Raw genomic sequence first — 14,924 nt, 5'->3', positions numbered from 1 at the left:
GGCGCGCCATCAATGTGTCATCGAGTAGATCAGATAGTTGATACCGAGCTGATAGGCAGTATTGGCATGCTGTGTCGGGTAACGCGGATGGTAGGTGTGTTCCCAGCCATCACCCATGTCGGTATTCCAGTTGATCAGAACCATGATCCGGCCATCATCATCCAGAATCGCATGCACTGACGCCTGATCAATATCGCGTTCGGGAACATTGTCCACGTTACCCAGGGCAGGAACCATTTGCGGCCCGCCGGTATCGTAGTACAGCCTGAATATTTCGTGATCCGGTGGCAATTGCACCATCTCGCGTCCCGGGAAAATATTATTGAAGGAGCTGGCAAAGGCATCCCACTCCCGCGTGCCCCAGAAATCATCAATCAATAAAAAACCACCGCGCAGCAGGTACTCACGCAGATTGGCAATTTCGGGGGGCGAAAAATAGGGTCCGCCATTTCGCCCCATCTCCAACGCGTAAATAAATGGGTATTCAAAGATCTGTTCATCATCGAGGCGCAGAACTATCGGATCAGGCATCACCCGCACATGGCTCAGCCGCGCCACACCGCGCAGGAAATTGCGGTCAGCATCGGGAAAATCCACCGACCATGGGCCACCATAACCGAAGCCGCCCCGGAAATAGGAGTCATATTGCAGACGCACAAAAGCAAACTCTCCCGCCAGGTCTTCCGCGCTATTGGCGCTCGCCGGCATACTGCCGGATCCGGCCCAACCCGCAAGCAGCAAAACAGCCAGCAACTTTGTCTGACGTGCGCATTGTTGAAAGTAAGCACTTACCATGAGAACACCTTTGACACCGCAGGTCCGGGCTTGCGCGGGCAAGATGCCCGCGTATCAAGTTTGGTGTAAGCTGGAGCAGAATTCAACAGCTAAACGCAGAATAGCGGAGCTCACGACATGAACGCAGCCATAACAACAAAGCGTCACTCTGTTCCACCCACCCGATGTTGCCGCACCGGCAGCCTTGCGCTGGCGTTGGCCCTGGCGCTGAGCGCCTGCTCCGGGCCTGAAGAAACCAGCGCGGCGGCCACTGCCGCAGGGGTCACGCAGCTCAGCGTTGCAGTCATCTCCAGCCAACCGCACCTGATTACCGGAGGCAGCACCCTGATCGCGGTACAACACGATGGCGACCGCGCTACCCAGCCAACACTGAGACTGAACGGTAGCATTGTGCCGTTGCCCGCTGTCACTGCGACGGATGTCGGCGAGACCGGCGCCACCCTGCGCTTTCTGCTTGAAGGTCTTGCCGAAGGCAATAACACACTGGAGGTCAGCGCCGGTCAGTCCAGCGCCAGCCTGACCCTGACCAATTATCCCCGCACCGGGCCGGTGATCTCCGGCCCGCACCAGCAACCCTATCTTTGTCTGGGTGAGCTGGCAGAGCGCGCGGATGGCCAACCTCGGCGATTTGCTATCGGCAACGGCGATTTCCTTGATGGCACCGCCCTGGATGAAGACTGCTCCCTGCCCACGCGCGTCGACTATGTTTATCGCAGCAATCAACAGGAAGGCTTTCAGCCACTGACTGACATTGACCGATTGCCTGACGATGTCCTGTTGACCACCACCAGTGCCGGCGTTGACGTGCCGTTTGTCGTGCGTCTGGAAACCGGCACAGTGAACCGCGCCATTTATCAGATTGCCATGCTGCATGACCCCGCCACACCTGCACCGCGCGCCACATCACCGGGTCAGGCCTGGAATCAGCGCCTGCTTTACACCTTCGGTGGCGGTTGCGAAGCGGGTTACTTCCAGGGCGCGGGAACCGGCGGCGTGTTGCGTGAATCGGTGTTGGCACAAGGCTATGCCGTCGCCTCTTCCACACTCAACGTCAACGCCCAGGGCGGCTGCAATGATGTCATTTCGGCTGAAACCGCCATGATGGTGAAAGAACATTTCACCAAATACTACGGCGAACCAATACATACCATTGGCAGCGGAGCCTCCGGCGGAGCCATGCAGCAATTGTTGATCGCCGGCGCCTATCCGGGGATTCTGGATGGGCTTCTGATCGGCATGACATTCTCCGATGCAACTACCTACTTCGCTGACGCGCAGGAGTGTTCCGGGCCCTGGCGCAACTATGCGAACAACCCCGCCAATGGTCTGGATGACGCCACCAAAGCTGTGGTTGGCGGCTGGCCCAACTGGTACCTGTGCGACGAATCACTGGGAGACCGGCCGGACCGCATATCGCCCTTTGATTGCCCGGCAGAGATCCCTGCCGAACTGCACTACCACCCACAGACCAACCCGTCCGGTATACGCTGTTCGATTTACGACGGCATGCGTAACGTGTTTGGTGAGCGCCAACATCCGGACAGCACTATTGCCCGCGGCATTGCACCGAGCCCGCACGATAACGTCGGCGTGCAGTATGGCCTGGCAGCACTGAACCAGGGCCTGATAAACAAGTCGCTGTTTCTGGACATCAACGCCAACTTTGGCGGTTGGGACATCGACTATCAGCGTACCGACGCGCGCACCCAAGGCGACCCGGGCGCGATCCGCACCGCTTATGAAACCGGCCGTATCACCAATGGCGCTGCCGGTCTGTCACGCGTGCCCATCATTGATGACCGCCCCTACCTGGATCACGAGGGTAACTTTCACGCCAGCGTATATTCATTTACCACCCGTGCCCGCCTGGAGCGTGACAACGGTCATGCCGATAACTATGTCATCCGGCGCCATCCGGCCAGCCTGTCACTGGCTGATGAAAACCTGGCGCTGATGAACAGCTGGCTTGATGCCATCAAGGCAGCCAACAATGAATTACCCATGCTGGAACGGATAGTGCGGGCGAAACCGGCGACGTTGAGCGACGACTGTTTCACTGCCGACGGCGAGCGCATTGTGGAGCCAGCGGTATTCGATACCAGTCGATTGTTTGACAACACCGAAGGCCGATGCAATCAACTGTATCCGCCGCATGCAGGGCTTCGGCTGGTCGCGGGCGGCCCACTAACCAACGATGTCATGAAGTGCCAGTTAAAAGCCATTGATTATGACGACTACCGGGTGACCTTCACTGACGACGAAAAAGCCAGGCTGGAAAACATCTTTCCCGACGGTGTTTGCGACTGGAGTCGTCCCGGTGTCGGCCAGGGCAGCAATCAGACCTGGCTGTCCTTTGGTCCCTCGCCGGTCAATCGTTACCAGGCGGACGCCGCGGAAACGCCCTAAGCCGCAACCGGCTCTGCGGGACGCCGGGCGAGCAGGATACCCAGCAGAGCCATGGCGCCACCTGCGCTTAATAGCGCCATATCGCCCACATTAAAGCCGATCATTTCCAGACCCGGCAAAGCAACCAGGCCGCCACCGAACCCGGTGAGCAGCCGACCGGCTTTGCCGGCCACACCGCGGCGATCAAGGAAGCCCAGTCCGGGCAAATAATCCTGCAGAGAACCGGCAATCAGCAACACTCCGACTGCTACCGTGATCGTGGCCGACAGGGTATCCCAAAAGCTGCCCGCCATGGTCAGGGCCGGATCAAGCACAAAGAAGAAAGGAATGAAGTAAATGACACTGCCCAGCCGCATGGCTTTGAAACCGGTTGCCAGCGACGACGCACCGGCGATACTGGCAGCTGCGAATGCACCCAGAGCGACCGGCGGCGTGATAAAAGACAACATGCCCCAATACAGAATGAAAAGATGCACGCTCATCGGATCCAGACCGCCCTGAATCAGTGCAGGTGCCAGAATGATAGCCAGAAAAATGTAGGCTGCAGTCACGGTCATGCCAATGCCCAGCACAAAACTGGTCATCGCGCCCATCAACAACAGCAGCAATACCGAGTCGCCCGCGAGGTACAACAGATCATTGACCAGCGTACCCGACAAACCGGTCAGCGACAGCGCTCCCACAATCAGGCCAACGCCAGCCATGATCGCCAGCAGCTCCGCCAGCAACTTGCCTGCCGCCACCAGAAACGACCCGGTGGCTTTGATATCCCACCTGTTTTTGGCCGATAACTGATTGAGCACCAGCAACATCGCTGTCGCATAGAACGGTGCCACCGCTTCACGCTGCAGGTAAACCAACAGGAAAATCAGTACGGCAAATGAAGCGATGTAAAACCAGCCTTCACGCATGGTCGCGCCCAGACCGGGCAATTGCTCGCGTGGCGTGCCTTTTAACCCGGTACGGGCCGCATAAGCATCCACCTGCACAAACAGTCCAAAAAAATACAGCACAGCCGGTATCGCTGCGGCTAACGCTACCGTGGTGTATGGAACATTGAGAAATGTCGCCATCACAAAGGCGGTCGACCCCATGATCGGCGGCAGCAGCACACCGCCCGTGGAGGCGCAGGCTTCGACACCCCCGGCATACTCACTGGACATGCCATCGCGTTTCATCGCCGGTATGGTCATCTGTCCGGTGGTCAGCACATTAGTGATCACGCTGCCGCTCATGGAACCCATCAGACCACTGGACACGATCGCCACTTTGGCCGACCCGCCACGCACATGGCCGAACATGGCAAATGCCAGGTTGATAAAGAACCGCCCGCCGCCGGTGTGTTGCAATGCGATGCCAAAAATCAGGAAACCAATAACCAGCTGCGCGAACGCGCGGAACGGCAAGCCCAGGATACTTTCGATACTCATGACATGGTAGGAAGCGGTCTGGGCCAGCGACGAGCTCATACCGGAGATCGGGCCCGGCAAGCGCTCGGCCACAACCGGATATAGCGAAAACACCAGCACCAGGAAAAACAGCGTCAGGCCACCACAGCGCCGCACTGCTTCCAGCGCCAGCAGCCACAACAGATAACTCATCCACACGGCATGGGTCGGAGCGGAGAACTCCCAGCCATAGTCCAGCATGGTCTCGGCATTGATGAAAAAGAACGCACACGCGGCAAACGCGCAAACGCTGAGCAGCGCGTCATACCAGTACCGGGTGGCGTTGGCATGGGCCGGATAAATCAGATAGGCCAGTGGTAGCAGTAGCGCGAGCAATGCGTAGTAATAGTGATTTTGTACCGTAATAACAAAGTCCAGTAACGGACTCTCGGAAAACAGGCGCAAAGAATCCATCGCCAGGAAGGCGCTGAGCACTGCCGAAATCGCAACCAGCCAGCGCACCGGCACCGGCATCGAGCCAGGTGAGCGCGCCATCAGCGCCAGACCGGATCGAAGCCGGCCGCCTCCAGACGTTCAGCGCGAACCTGCTGCCAACGCGCCATGAAAGCCTCTCGATCGTCTATATTCTCGCCTTCCACTTCAGACCAGGCATCTGCCAGGACTTCCTGCCTGCGGATCAATGCCTGATTGTGCGCTTCATACTCATCAGTCCAGGCGCCGACCTCGCGCCAGTAACGCACAGCGCCGGCATGGTATGGCACCACCCAGTTGAACACCTGGGACTCCAGCGCCCAGCCGATAGCACCCGGGTCGGCATCCTTGAAGTCAGCAAAGTTCTCGTTGATGACACGGGTCATCCAGTACACCGTATTTTCGTCCTGACTCTCCAGTGCGATCAGAATTGGATAGGGATAAGTACCTGCCTCCTGTGGGTTATCGTCGCTGATGCCGGCTCCACGGGTCGCGCTATACTTGTTGAAATAGGGCCCTACCGCTGACAGACGTTGCCAGCAGGCCTCATCATCATGGGGTGCCGGTAACCAGCGAATGCCCCGTGGCGATGCTTCCAGCCTCCGCGTTGGCCCGGAGACCGTGGTGCCAAAAGCAACATCAACATCGCCGTTGATAACGCCTTCCCACATGGCTTCGTAGCCCGGAAAATCCACCCGCTCTACGTCATCCCAGGTCAGACCACCGCAGGCCAGGTAGGCTTCCATGGAAATGTTCAGTGCGGGTGCGGCACGCACGTAGGGCACGCGTCGGCCCCTGAGTTCGGCGAATGTGGTAACGCCGGTGTCTGCGGCGACAGCAACGGCCTGATTACTCAGCCCGTTGGAGCTCATCAACATACGCAAGGGCTTGGGCCCCCACTGCGGATCGGCAAACTGAAACATGCCTTCCTGGGCAAAATAGGTGGCGACACCGTTGGCAGAGAATTGCACGCGCCCGGTATCCAGCGGCAACAGCCGCGACACATCGTTCTGGCCCGGAATCACGCGCAGGGTGATATTGTAGCGGTCACGCAACATGGCGCCGATAGCCACGGCCTGATTGTAACCGGTGGTGCCCAGATTATAGGCAGTCCACGCCATCTGACGCGGTAGCTCAGGTTGCCCGAAGGCAGGGGTGGCTATGCAGCCCGCGATAACCAGCGCCGCCAGTGCGACTCTTCTGCCGATTGTTGGCGCCGTTGCCAGTGTGTTCAAACGCATTATTATTCTCCTGCACAGCATGACAACTGCGGGTGTCTGACTCTGGCCACAAAGAGTATCAAGGTCGCCAAAAGAGTGGAAGGAATATGCCATACTTTGCGATATCGAGCATCGTCTTTGGCAATCAGGTGACCTTATGGCAAAAGTAATCGTGAACAGTTTTCTGCGGGATAGTCTGGCCGAAACGGGCGCCATGATCCCCATGGACTCTTGTCTGGAGCTATCGGTAACATCGGTGCGCAGCTTGTTGAGCACACTTGAGAAGAATTACCCGGGCAGCAAACAGATTCTGGCGCGTGCTGCGGTCGCGATAGATGGAGACATTCATACCGATGCGCTGACAGAGCCATTGAGTGACGACAGTGAGCTGGTCTTCATCCCTGCAATTGAGGGCGGATGAGGTTTGCGGGGTTCGCAGCAGAGCCGCGCCCGCTGCATGGCAGGCGACTGCTCTTCTGCGCTGGTCACAGCCGCCTGTTAAAGCAGCTGGCCGGAGCAGTCGGCTGAAACACCAGAATGAATCAGCCGGGGATGTTGTTACAGTCGTCGACCGGTGACCGGAATGGCGCCGAAATCAGTATTGAAGCTGCCGCTCAACTGATCGTCAACTACCGTGCCGTTGAATACCAGTGTCATGGACTGACCCTGAGCATCCACTGTGGTGCTGAAGCTCACCGCTTCGCCGTCAACGGAAACCGCATCAAGTGGCGCGCCACCCAGATCCTGGGATGACATTTCGCCCGTCAGGTCTTCGTTGACGTTCAGGTTGGCATCCATGGCGCCGATTGGCGTGTCGATAGTGATCAACCAGCCGCCCACCAGCGGATGCGGCTCGGATACACTTGCACAGGCACTGATAAACAGTGCCATCATGACACCTGTGATGATCGAGCCGATTTTAGTACGCATGATGAAATCCCCTTCAAGATTGATAAAACATAGTTAAATTTATTGCGCTTTGTACGCATATTCTGGATATAAGCTATTGTGCAATCAGGCTGAGCCCGGAAGCTTTCCTGCATGCCCGGGCCGCCCGTTACTGACAGCGGCTGGAAGCTGGCTTACTTTGATATTGAATTGAGCTCAGGTCAACGGCTTTTTCGTTGAAGCACCCAAAAACCCTGACGAATTCCTGCAACTCGCATAGATTCGTCAGTTTTCACCAGGCCAGTTGCAGAATCTCCATGACATCATCAGCCGAGGTGATGGCCCTCGGATTCGATTTCACAACATTATGTTGCGCAGCGGCGGTGGCGATTGCCGGCAGCTGCCCGGCCTTCACCCCCACTTCACGCAGGCTTACCGGCAATTCCAGATCCTGCAGCCAGGCTCGCAGGAACCCGGCGGTGCTGCTACCGCCGGCGCCCAGTGCCTGCCCCACGTCGCGCTGCAGCTCAGCGGTCGCTATCTCATTCCAGCGCAGCACTGCCGGCAGCATGACGCATGAAGTATGCCCATGTGGTACGCCGCACATGGCGCCCAGAATGTAGCCAATGCCATGACTGGCGCCATGACGAATGCGGCCCAGCCCACAGCCGGCAAGCCAGGCGGCTTGCTGGTTGCGCGCACGGGCGGCAAGATTGCCCGGATCCGCTTTCATCGCCGGCAGTGATTTCGCGAACAGGCGCATTGCGTGCAGATAATGCCCTTGCACGTAAGCATGGGCATCCGCCGAGCAATATCCCTCAATGGCATGATCCAGCGATCTTATGGCCGTTGACAGCCACAGCCACGTCGGCGTATGCAATGCCAGCGCCGGGTCGTAAATAATCTGCCTGGGCGCCAGTCCAGGTGCCTTGTAGCCCTCTTTGGCACCCTTAACTGTGTCAGTGACGCCGGCATTGTTACTGAACTCGGCGGCTGACAATGTCGTCGGCACCGCTATCTGATACACCGGTTGCTGACGACGCAATTCCGGTTCAGTGCCACACAAATCCCCGCGCGTGCCATCGCTGAACTGACCATAACGCAGCAATCCGGCCTCGTCGCCAATACCGGCATTCAGGCAAAACTGAATGACCTTGCAGGCATCTATCATCGAGCCGCCGCCAACGGCGAGCAGAACGTCGGCATCTGCAGCGCGGGCCTCAGCCAGCGCTGATAACACATCCGAGCGCGGCGAATGTGCGCCCATGGTATCGAAAACCCCGACCAGACGGTCACCCAGGCACTGTTTCAACTCTCCGACCACCGGTGTTTGCCTGCTCAATGTTCCGGAGATCACAATAAACACCCGGGCTGCAGGCAGTGCCCGCAACTCGGCGGCCAGTGCTTCCTGCACCGGCGTACCCAGCCGCACACGCTGCAGCCCGGTATAATCAAAAATCAGTGACTCCATGCCTTTTTCCTGTTGTCATCAAATCGAATCGTGCACCAAAATACATATGTAAATTGAAGCTATTCATATTCTGCTATATGCTCTGGCATTAATACTGTTTTAGTCCGGCCTGGCTTTTTTAGTACTGACAATAGTACTGCCAGAATGGCTCTGCAAATATAGTACTGCCAAATCAGCATCACCGTTCCTGCGCAGCTCCGGTTGCGCGTCAATGCCAACCGACCCGGTTACGAGGCTCACATGATCGAATTTACTATTAACGGAAATACCCGGCAACTGGACATAGAGCCAGAGATGCCATTGCTGTGGGCCCTGCGCAATGAACTGGGCCTGACCGGCACCAAGTTTGGCTGCGGCATCGCCGCCTGTGGCGCCTGCACCGTGCACGTTGACGGGCAGCCGGTACGCAGCTGCGTGACCCCGGTCAGCGCCGTGCGGAACAGCCAGGTAACCACCATTGAAGGCCTGACCGTAAATGCCGCCGGCAACCCCGCGCTGACGGCGGTGCAGCAGGCGTGGATTGATCACCAGGTACCCCAGTGTGGCTACTGCCAGTCCGGGATGATCATGGCGGTCAGTGCCCTGCTGGCAGATAACCCCAATCCTGATGAGGCCGCTATCGAACGTAGTGTCAGCAATGTCTGCCGCTGCGGCACCTATCCCCGCGTCAGCAAGGCGATACGCGCTATTATTGCGGACAATGCCGGGAGCGCCGCCAGCGCTCAGGGAGACACCGTATGAAGATGAATCGACGCCTCTTTTTGTTGGGCACCACTGTTATCGGCGGTGGTCTGTTATTGGGCTATGCCGTGACTCGACCTGACCGACAATCACTGGCCAACCGGGACCACACCAGCGCCGGCCAGAGTTTTTTGACCACCTGGCTGCGTATTGATCCCGACAACCAGGTTACCGTTGTTGTGCCTCACTCGGAGATGGGCCAGGGCGTATTGACGTCCCTACCGATGATGGCAGCAGATGAAATGGACGCAGACTGGAATCAGGTGCGGGTAGAGCAGGCACCGGCCACTGATCTGTTCGCCAATGGCGTACTGATCAAGGGTTTTGCCATGTCCATGGGATTGACGGTGCCGGCATTTCTGGATCGCACAGTTAATTTTGCCACATTAAAAGCGGCCGAGATCATGAATATGCAGATCACCGGCGGCAGCAGCTCGGTGCGTTTCACCGGCGAAATGGGTATGCGTGCCGCCGGCGCCGCCGCGCGGGAAATGTTGATCAATGCTGCGGCCGCGCAATGGGATGTGGCAGCCAGTGAGTGTGATGCGCGTAACAGCTACATCTATCATGATGCCAGTGGTCGCTCTGCCAGCTTTGGTGAGCTGGCCAGCGCGGCGGCCCTGTTTGAACCGCCACGCAACCCGACATTAAAAACGCCTGATCGCTTCACACTGATGGGTACCGCGGTGCCACGTGTCGATATTCCAGCCAAGGTTGATGGCTCCGCCATGTATGGCATTGATGCCCGTCCCGATGGCATGCTCTACGCTGCCGTCACCACCGCCCCGGTGTTTGGCGGCAAGCTGACGCGCGTGGACAACGTGGACGCCGTTATGCAGCGCCGTGGTGTCGAGCGTGTGATTGAGCTGGAAGACGCGGTCGCCGTTGTTGCTGACAACTACTGGCGCGCCAGTGAAGCGTTGAAACAGCTGCAACCGGTGTTTACCGGCGCCGAGTTCGACGATGTTAACAGCAGCGACATATTCACCCAGTTCGACACCGCGCTGGACAGCGCCGAACGCAACGAAGACGTGCATGCCGGCGATGCTGCCGAGGCTTTCGCCGGCGCCGCCGAGATTATCGACGCGCGCTATCGGGTACCCTATCTGGCGCACGCTGCCATGGAACCGATGAACTGCACTGTCCACTTTCATGACGGTCGCTGCGATGTCTGGACCGGCACCCAGGACAACCTGGGTATTCGGGGACGGGTCGCCACGGTGGCAGAGCTGAATGAAAACGACGTCACGGTACATCCGTTTTATCTGGGCGGCGGATTTGGCCGTCGTTTGCCACAATCCACCAACACCATAGATCAGGCAACCCGTATTGCCAGTCATTTTGATGTTCCGGTGCAAACCCTTTGGAGCCGTGAAGAAGACACCCGGCAGGATTATTACCGACCGGCCGTCAGCAGCCGTTTCCGCGCGGGACTGGACAGCAATGGTCAGCTGGTTGCCTGGGAAAATGTCTATATCGGCAAGAATGAACCGGTTGAGGCTGCGCATATCGCCTATCAGGTAGCCAACCAGCAGATTGATTATGTGGAGAGCCCGACCCATGTGCCGTTCGGCGCATGGCGCAGTGTCGCGCACTCGCAACATTCGTTTTTTCTGGAATCATTCACAGATGAACTGGCATGGCACGCCAAGCAGGATCCTTTGCAGTACCGTTTGGCCATGCTCTCAGACAAGCCACGTCATCGTCGCGTGCTGCAGGAGGCTGCGACACGTGCGGGATGGACAACGCCGGCGCCTGAGGGTCGTGCCCGCGGTATCGCCTTACAGGAAAGTTTTGGCAGTATCGTTGCAGAAGTCGCTGAGGTATCACTCACCGAAGACGGTGCCGTGCGCGTCAACAAGGTCGTTTGTGCCATCGACTGCGGCCGCGTGGTTAACCCGGACACGGCTGCCTCACAGGTCGAAAGTGGCATCATCTATGGCCTGACGGCGGCCATGTACGGACAGATCAGCATTGAGAGCGGACGCGTCAAGGAAAGCAATTTCCATGATTACGAAATGCTGCGATTGGCTGATTCGCCAGAGATTGAGGTCATTTTGCTGGAGTCCGACGATGCTGCTATCGGTGGCCTGGGTGAGCCGGCGACACCGCCGATTTCTGCGGCTGTCACCAATGCATTATATGCCCTGACCGGACAGCGCGTGCGTGAACTGCCGCTGAAGCACTACCGTTTTACGCCAACGCCCATTGAGGCGGCGGGGAACGCCTGACACGATGATTCGCCACTGCCAGCAACAACTGACAGTGGCGAATCGAACCTGATCAGAATGCGCTGTTACTCATCATGTCGCTCTTGATAATGAACTCACGGAACTCGGGGTATTCCAGCCCCTGGGTCTTGTCACGATCCATGATGGTGAAGGGTAGCGCCAACGCCTGCCTTGCCTGCTCAGGCATTTCATTCAACGCCACTTTGCCATCCATGTTCAGGTCCATGAAACCCATCGCCAGTGCCGCCATGTAGTCATCTTCATTGACTTCGAAGTCGCTCTCACCCGGCTCCTCATAGCGGAAGGAAATGCCGCCATACAGCATCTCTTCCCAGGTCTGCTCGCCGAACCTGACATTGACTGACGGATCCGGATTGCTCAGGTTGGCGGTCGAGTTGTCATACACCGTGCGATGGATGACAAACGTGCCGGCAGGCGCCTCAATGGGCTCTTCGAACTGGAAGTAACGCTGCCAGTTGAAGTCGTAGTTGGGTACCGACAACACCACTTCCTCGCGCCCATCAGGATAGCGAATCGCGAACTCGGACGCGCGGCCCCGATAATGGGCATGCGGGAACAGGCTGTAAATAACCGCATCACGCTGGAACTGATAATACGCCGTTTCCTCGTGCTCGGCCGCACCCTGGGGGATGCGCAGCTCGGGGTTAAGAATCGAGAAGTGTTGCAGCACGTGTTCTGGCGCCTCATCGCTGAAGTACAGACCGATCTGGGTTTCATCACTGGTGGCGCGACCGTAGGTGGTGTAGTGCATCTGCGTGTAGAAAGACGTTCCCGCAGGCACATAGACACCGGTGTTGTCCGGATATACATAGGTCTCGTTCCCGGGCACAAAGGTCATCAGTTGTGGCTGGAACAGCGATGCTCCACTGTTTGACTGCCCCGCTGTGTTTGAACTGGCACCAAACGTTGCAATGGCATGGTGCACCACTTGCCGGTCACCCGGGGCGACCTGTACGGCGCGCACCCAGACATCATGATCCAGCGGGTTTTTCACTTCAAAGAACTGGTAATCCAGCGTACCGGTCGCCGGAATATCAAATTTCGGCAGCGTGACCACCAGATCAGGCTCACCCATTTCCCACTTTGTATCCTGAGCCTTCACGCTGGTCAGCAGATCCTCGCCGGTACCGCGCGGCGCACCGGCATCGATCCAGGACACCAGCTGCCGGGCTTCGTCGACACTCAGGCTCAGATCATGCAGGAATTCACCAATCTCCGGGTCTGCGTGCCACGGCGGCATACGCTTGGTCAGAACGGTTTCACGAATCATCGGGGAGAAGCCCTGGATCATCGCATGGTTGGTCATTGCCCACGGTCCGATGCCGCCGGGACGGTGACAATCGGCGCACTTCTCTACCAGCATGGGCGCTATTGTGTCGCTGTACATGGTGTCGGAGATATCCGTGACGGGGGCATGACGGGACAACAATCTGGCATCCGCAGGCATCGCCTGCGCGGTCAGTTCAACATTATCGCCATCCAGCAGCGCTTGTAATGTTGCTGTGAATTCGGCGCTGTTTGCCGGGCCGCGATATACAATCTGCCAGCGACCGGGCTCAATCACCAGCGCCTCGGCGACATGGTTCAACGCCAGCGTTTCAGTGACCAGGCCTGCTTCATCTTTTAATACCGGCAGTTGCAGACCCTGTTGCTGTGTATCAGCCAGAATGTCAGCACGTGACTCTTGCGGAACCGGATTAAGCAGAGCAAACACGACGCCCTGCTCCGCCCATTGCTCGCTGAGACCGTCAACAGCCGCATCCACCGCGGCAGCGCCATTCTGATGCCCCATCAATACGATGGCCGGCACCTGCTCATGGTAATGCAGGTTAAACGCCTTGCCATGCTGATCAATCAACGTGAAGTCGGACGCGCGGGTGACCGGCGCTTCATCGGCGACAGCGCTGACGCCGGCCAGGCCGGCAGTCAGGATCACGGCAAACGCCAGAGGAGCGGCGACTGCCCTGTTGGCAACCGATGCCAGGGTATTGATGATATTTATATGGATGCTCATGAAAATTCACTCCAAAGCCATTGCTTGCTAATAAATGACAACTTGTCAACAAGATACGCTGTCATTGAACACCCGGTTCAACATCAGGTCAACAGGCTACGTCGCAGATCAGCCTCATCCCGCCTGATAATGCCGCTTGATAAAATTTCCCAACATTTCGAACTCATCGCGCCGTGTGCTGGCCTTGCGCCAAACCAGACCGATCTGTCGATAACTGCTGTCATCCATGGCAATGGTTTTGATTCGGGTATTCTTCAGCAAGGGTGACTTGACCGCCATTTCCGGCAGGTAAGTGATACCCAAATCGGCATCCACCATTTGCACCAGGGTCAGCAAACTGGTCGCCGTAATACTACTGACCTTGTCGGCATTCTTGATATTGCACGCAGACAGAGCATGATCCCGCAGACAATGGCCATCTTCCAGCAGCAGAATGCTGTCCGTAGGCAAAGTATTCATATTGTAACGGCTCGGGTCGACAAACGCGCTGTGCTGGTGGTGCGCCAGATAAAAGTGGTCATCGAACAAAGGCATATCGGTCACGTTGCGTAACTCATACGGCAGCGCAATCAGAATGAGGTCGAGCTCTCCGTCCATCAGACGATCATAGACGCGCTCGGTCAAATCCTCTTTCAGGTACAGTTTCAACTCCGGGTAGGATTTGCGCAGTGCTGGCAGCAGTTTGGGCAGCAGGAACGGCGCAATGGTCGGGATCACGCCCAGTTTAAGTTGTCCGGTCAGGGGAGCCTGGTTACCCCGTGCAATATCGACCATGTCTTCCAGATCGCGCAGCACCACCCTGGCCTGGCGAGCGATATCGCGCCCCAGACTGGTCACTGTGACATTTTTGTTAGTGCGATCAACAAGCTGAATATTAAGCATATTCTCCAGCTCTTTGATCGCAACGCTGAAGGCTGGCTGAGACACAAAACATGATTCTGCGGCCTTGCCAAAATGCTCATATTGTTCCAGCGCAACAAAATACCGAAGTTGTTTGGTGGTAGGCAGGTGGTTCATTGCAACTCCTCATGACAGCTGTGGAACGTGGTCTCAGGTGAAAAATTATTACGATACATAATACATATCACTTTAATACATTTAATTCATTTTATCTATTCACCTGCCCGCCGTATGATGTTCCTCATTGCGACTAATGATGACTTGTCAGTGCTCGCAGGAAGGCATGATTGACCCGTGTACCAATTCTGATTGTACGCTCCCTCTTGGCCGGGACGATTCCCAAAAATCGTTCCGGCT

Annotated in this window: 11 protein-coding genes; 4 read left to right on the top strand and 7 right to left on the bottom strand. The window is 57.2% G+C overall.

The annotated features are described in order from the left end of the window. Positions 1–9 precede the first annotated feature (9 nt). Positions 10–708: a DUF4159 domain-containing protein gene (locus tag ENH71_RS14035; protein WP_294137909.1), complete on the bottom strand. Its 699-nt coding sequence runs from the start codon at positions 706–708 to the stop codon at positions 10–12. Between the two features lie 204 nt (positions 709–912). On the opposite strand from ENH71_RS14035, the gene ENH71_RS14030 reads away from it, so the two are divergent. Then, positions 913–3,201 (top strand): DUF6351 family protein, encoded by a 2,289-nt coding sequence (locus tag ENH71_RS14030; protein WP_294136353.1) that lies wholly within the window; start codon positions 913–915, stop codon positions 3,199–3,201. Here the strand turns inward: ENH71_RS14030 and ENH71_RS14025 are convergent. Next, complete coding sequence (locus ENH71_RS14025) at positions 3,198–5,144, bottom strand: TRAP transporter permease (RefSeq protein WP_294136354.1); 1,947 nt, start codon at positions 5,142–5,144, stop codon at positions 3,198–3,200. The two genes, ENH71_RS14030 and ENH71_RS14025, sit on opposite strands and share 4 nt — an antisense overlap. Further along, positions 5,144–6,322 carry a TAXI family TRAP transporter solute-binding subunit gene (locus tag ENH71_RS14020; RefSeq protein ID WP_294136355.1) on the bottom strand — a complete coding sequence of 393 codons (1,179 nt, stop codon included), beginning with the start codon at positions 6,320–6,322 and terminating at the stop codon, positions 5,144–5,146. The genes ENH71_RS14025 and ENH71_RS14020 overlap by 1 nt, the downstream gene beginning before the upstream one ends. A 136-nt stretch (positions 6,323–6,458) precedes the next feature. Here ENH71_RS14020 and ENH71_RS14015 point away from each other — a divergent pair, with 136 nt between their 5' ends. Then, positions 6,459–6,722 (top strand): MoaD/ThiS family protein, encoded by a 264-nt coding sequence (locus ENH71_RS14015; protein ID WP_294136357.1) that lies wholly within the window; start codon positions 6,459–6,461, stop codon positions 6,720–6,722. A 137-nt stretch (positions 6,723–6,859) separates the two neighbouring features. Here ENH71_RS14015 and ENH71_RS14010 read toward each other — a convergent pair whose 3' ends face one another. Both ENH71_RS14010 and ENH71_RS14005 read right to left on the bottom strand, forming a co-directional pair. Beyond that, the gene (locus tag ENH71_RS14010; RefSeq protein WP_294136359.1) at positions 6,860–7,231 is read right to left on the bottom strand and encodes a hypothetical protein; all 372 of its coding nucleotides are present in this window, start codon (positions 7,229–7,231) and stop codon (positions 6,860–6,862) included. Positions 7,232–7,481: 250 nt separating this feature from the next. Further along, complete coding sequence (locus ENH71_RS14005; protein ID WP_294136364.1) at positions 7,482–8,660, bottom strand: iron-containing alcohol dehydrogenase; 1,179 nt, start codon at positions 8,658–8,660, stop codon at positions 7,482–7,484. 240 nt (positions 8,661–8,900) lie between these two features. Here ENH71_RS14005 and ENH71_RS14000 point away from each other — a divergent pair, with 240 nt between their 5' ends. Both ENH71_RS14000 and ENH71_RS13995 read left to right on the top strand, forming a co-directional pair. After that, positions 8,901–9,401, top strand: coding sequence for a (2Fe-2S)-binding protein (locus ENH71_RS14000; protein ID WP_294136365.1), 501 nt, complete (start codon positions 8,901–8,903; stop codon positions 9,399–9,401). Then, on the top strand, positions 9,398–11,632 hold the full coding sequence (locus ENH71_RS13995) for a xanthine dehydrogenase family protein molybdopterin-binding subunit (RefSeq protein WP_294136367.1): 2,235 nt from the start codon (positions 9,398–9,400) through the stop codon (positions 11,630–11,632). The genes ENH71_RS14000 and ENH71_RS13995 overlap by 4 nt, the downstream gene beginning before the upstream one ends. 52 nt (positions 11,633–11,684) lie before the next feature. Here the strand turns inward: ENH71_RS13995 and ENH71_RS13990 are convergent, their stop codons facing one another. Together ENH71_RS13990 and ENH71_RS13985 are read right to left on the bottom strand one after the other, a co-directional pair. Further along, positions 11,685–13,667, bottom strand: a complete 1,983-nt coding sequence (locus ENH71_RS13990; RefSeq protein ID WP_294136369.1) for a hypothetical protein — start codon at positions 13,665–13,667, stop codon at positions 11,685–11,687. A gap of 114 nt (positions 13,668–13,781) precedes the next feature. Beyond that, on the bottom strand, positions 13,782–14,684 hold the full coding sequence (locus ENH71_RS13985; RefSeq protein ID WP_294136370.1) for a hydrogen peroxide-inducible genes activator: 903 nt from the start codon (positions 14,682–14,684) through the stop codon (positions 13,782–13,784). Between the last annotated feature and the right edge of the window lie 240 nt (positions 14,685–14,924).

It is taken from the genome of Pseudohongiella sp., from assembly GCF_011050365.1.
Taxonomy (GTDB): Bacteria; Pseudomonadota; Gammaproteobacteria; order Pseudomonadales; family Pseudohongiellaceae; genus Pseudohongiella.
This window is presented reverse-complemented; position numbering and strand designations above follow the sequence as displayed.

Excerpts from the sequence above, each read along its gene's own strand:
- ENH71_RS14035 (WP_294137909.1), bottom strand. The coding sequence starts at position 708 with ATGCCGGCGAGCGCCAATAGCGCGGAAGACCTGGCGGGAGAGTTTGCT.
- ENH71_RS14030 (WP_294136353.1), top strand. The coding sequence starts at position 913 with ATGAACGCAGCCATAACAACAAAGCGTCACTCTGTTCCACCCACCCGA.
- ENH71_RS14025 (WP_294136354.1), bottom strand. The coding sequence starts at position 5,144 with ATGGCGCGCTCACCTGGCTCGATGCCGGTGCCGGTGCGCTGGCTGGTT.
- ENH71_RS14020 (WP_294136355.1), bottom strand. The coding sequence starts at position 6,322 with ATGCGTTTGAACACACTGGCAACGGCGCCAACAATCGGCAGAAGAGTC.
- ENH71_RS14015 (WP_294136357.1), top strand. The coding sequence starts at position 6,459 with ATGGCAAAAGTAATCGTGAACAGTTTTCTGCGGGATAGTCTGGCCGAA.
- ENH71_RS14010 (WP_294136359.1), bottom strand. The coding sequence starts at position 7,231 with ATGCGTACTAAAATCGGCTCGATCATCACAGGTGTCATGATGGCACTG.
- ENH71_RS14005 (WP_294136364.1), bottom strand. The coding sequence starts at position 8,660 with ATGGAGTCACTGATTTTTGATTATACCGGGCTGCAGCGTGTGCGGCTG.
- ENH71_RS14000 (WP_294136365.1), top strand. The coding sequence starts at position 8,901 with ATGATCGAATTTACTATTAACGGAAATACCCGGCAACTGGACATAGAG.
- ENH71_RS13995 (WP_294136367.1), top strand. The coding sequence starts at position 9,398 with ATGAAGATGAATCGACGCCTCTTTTTGTTGGGCACCACTGTTATCGGC.
- ENH71_RS13990 (WP_294136369.1), bottom strand. The coding sequence starts at position 13,667 with ATGAGCATCCATATAAATATCATCAATACCCTGGCATCGGTTGCCAAC.
- ENH71_RS13985 (WP_294136370.1), bottom strand. The coding sequence starts at position 14,684 with ATGAACCACCTGCCTACCACCAAACAACTTCGGTATTTTGTTGCGCTG.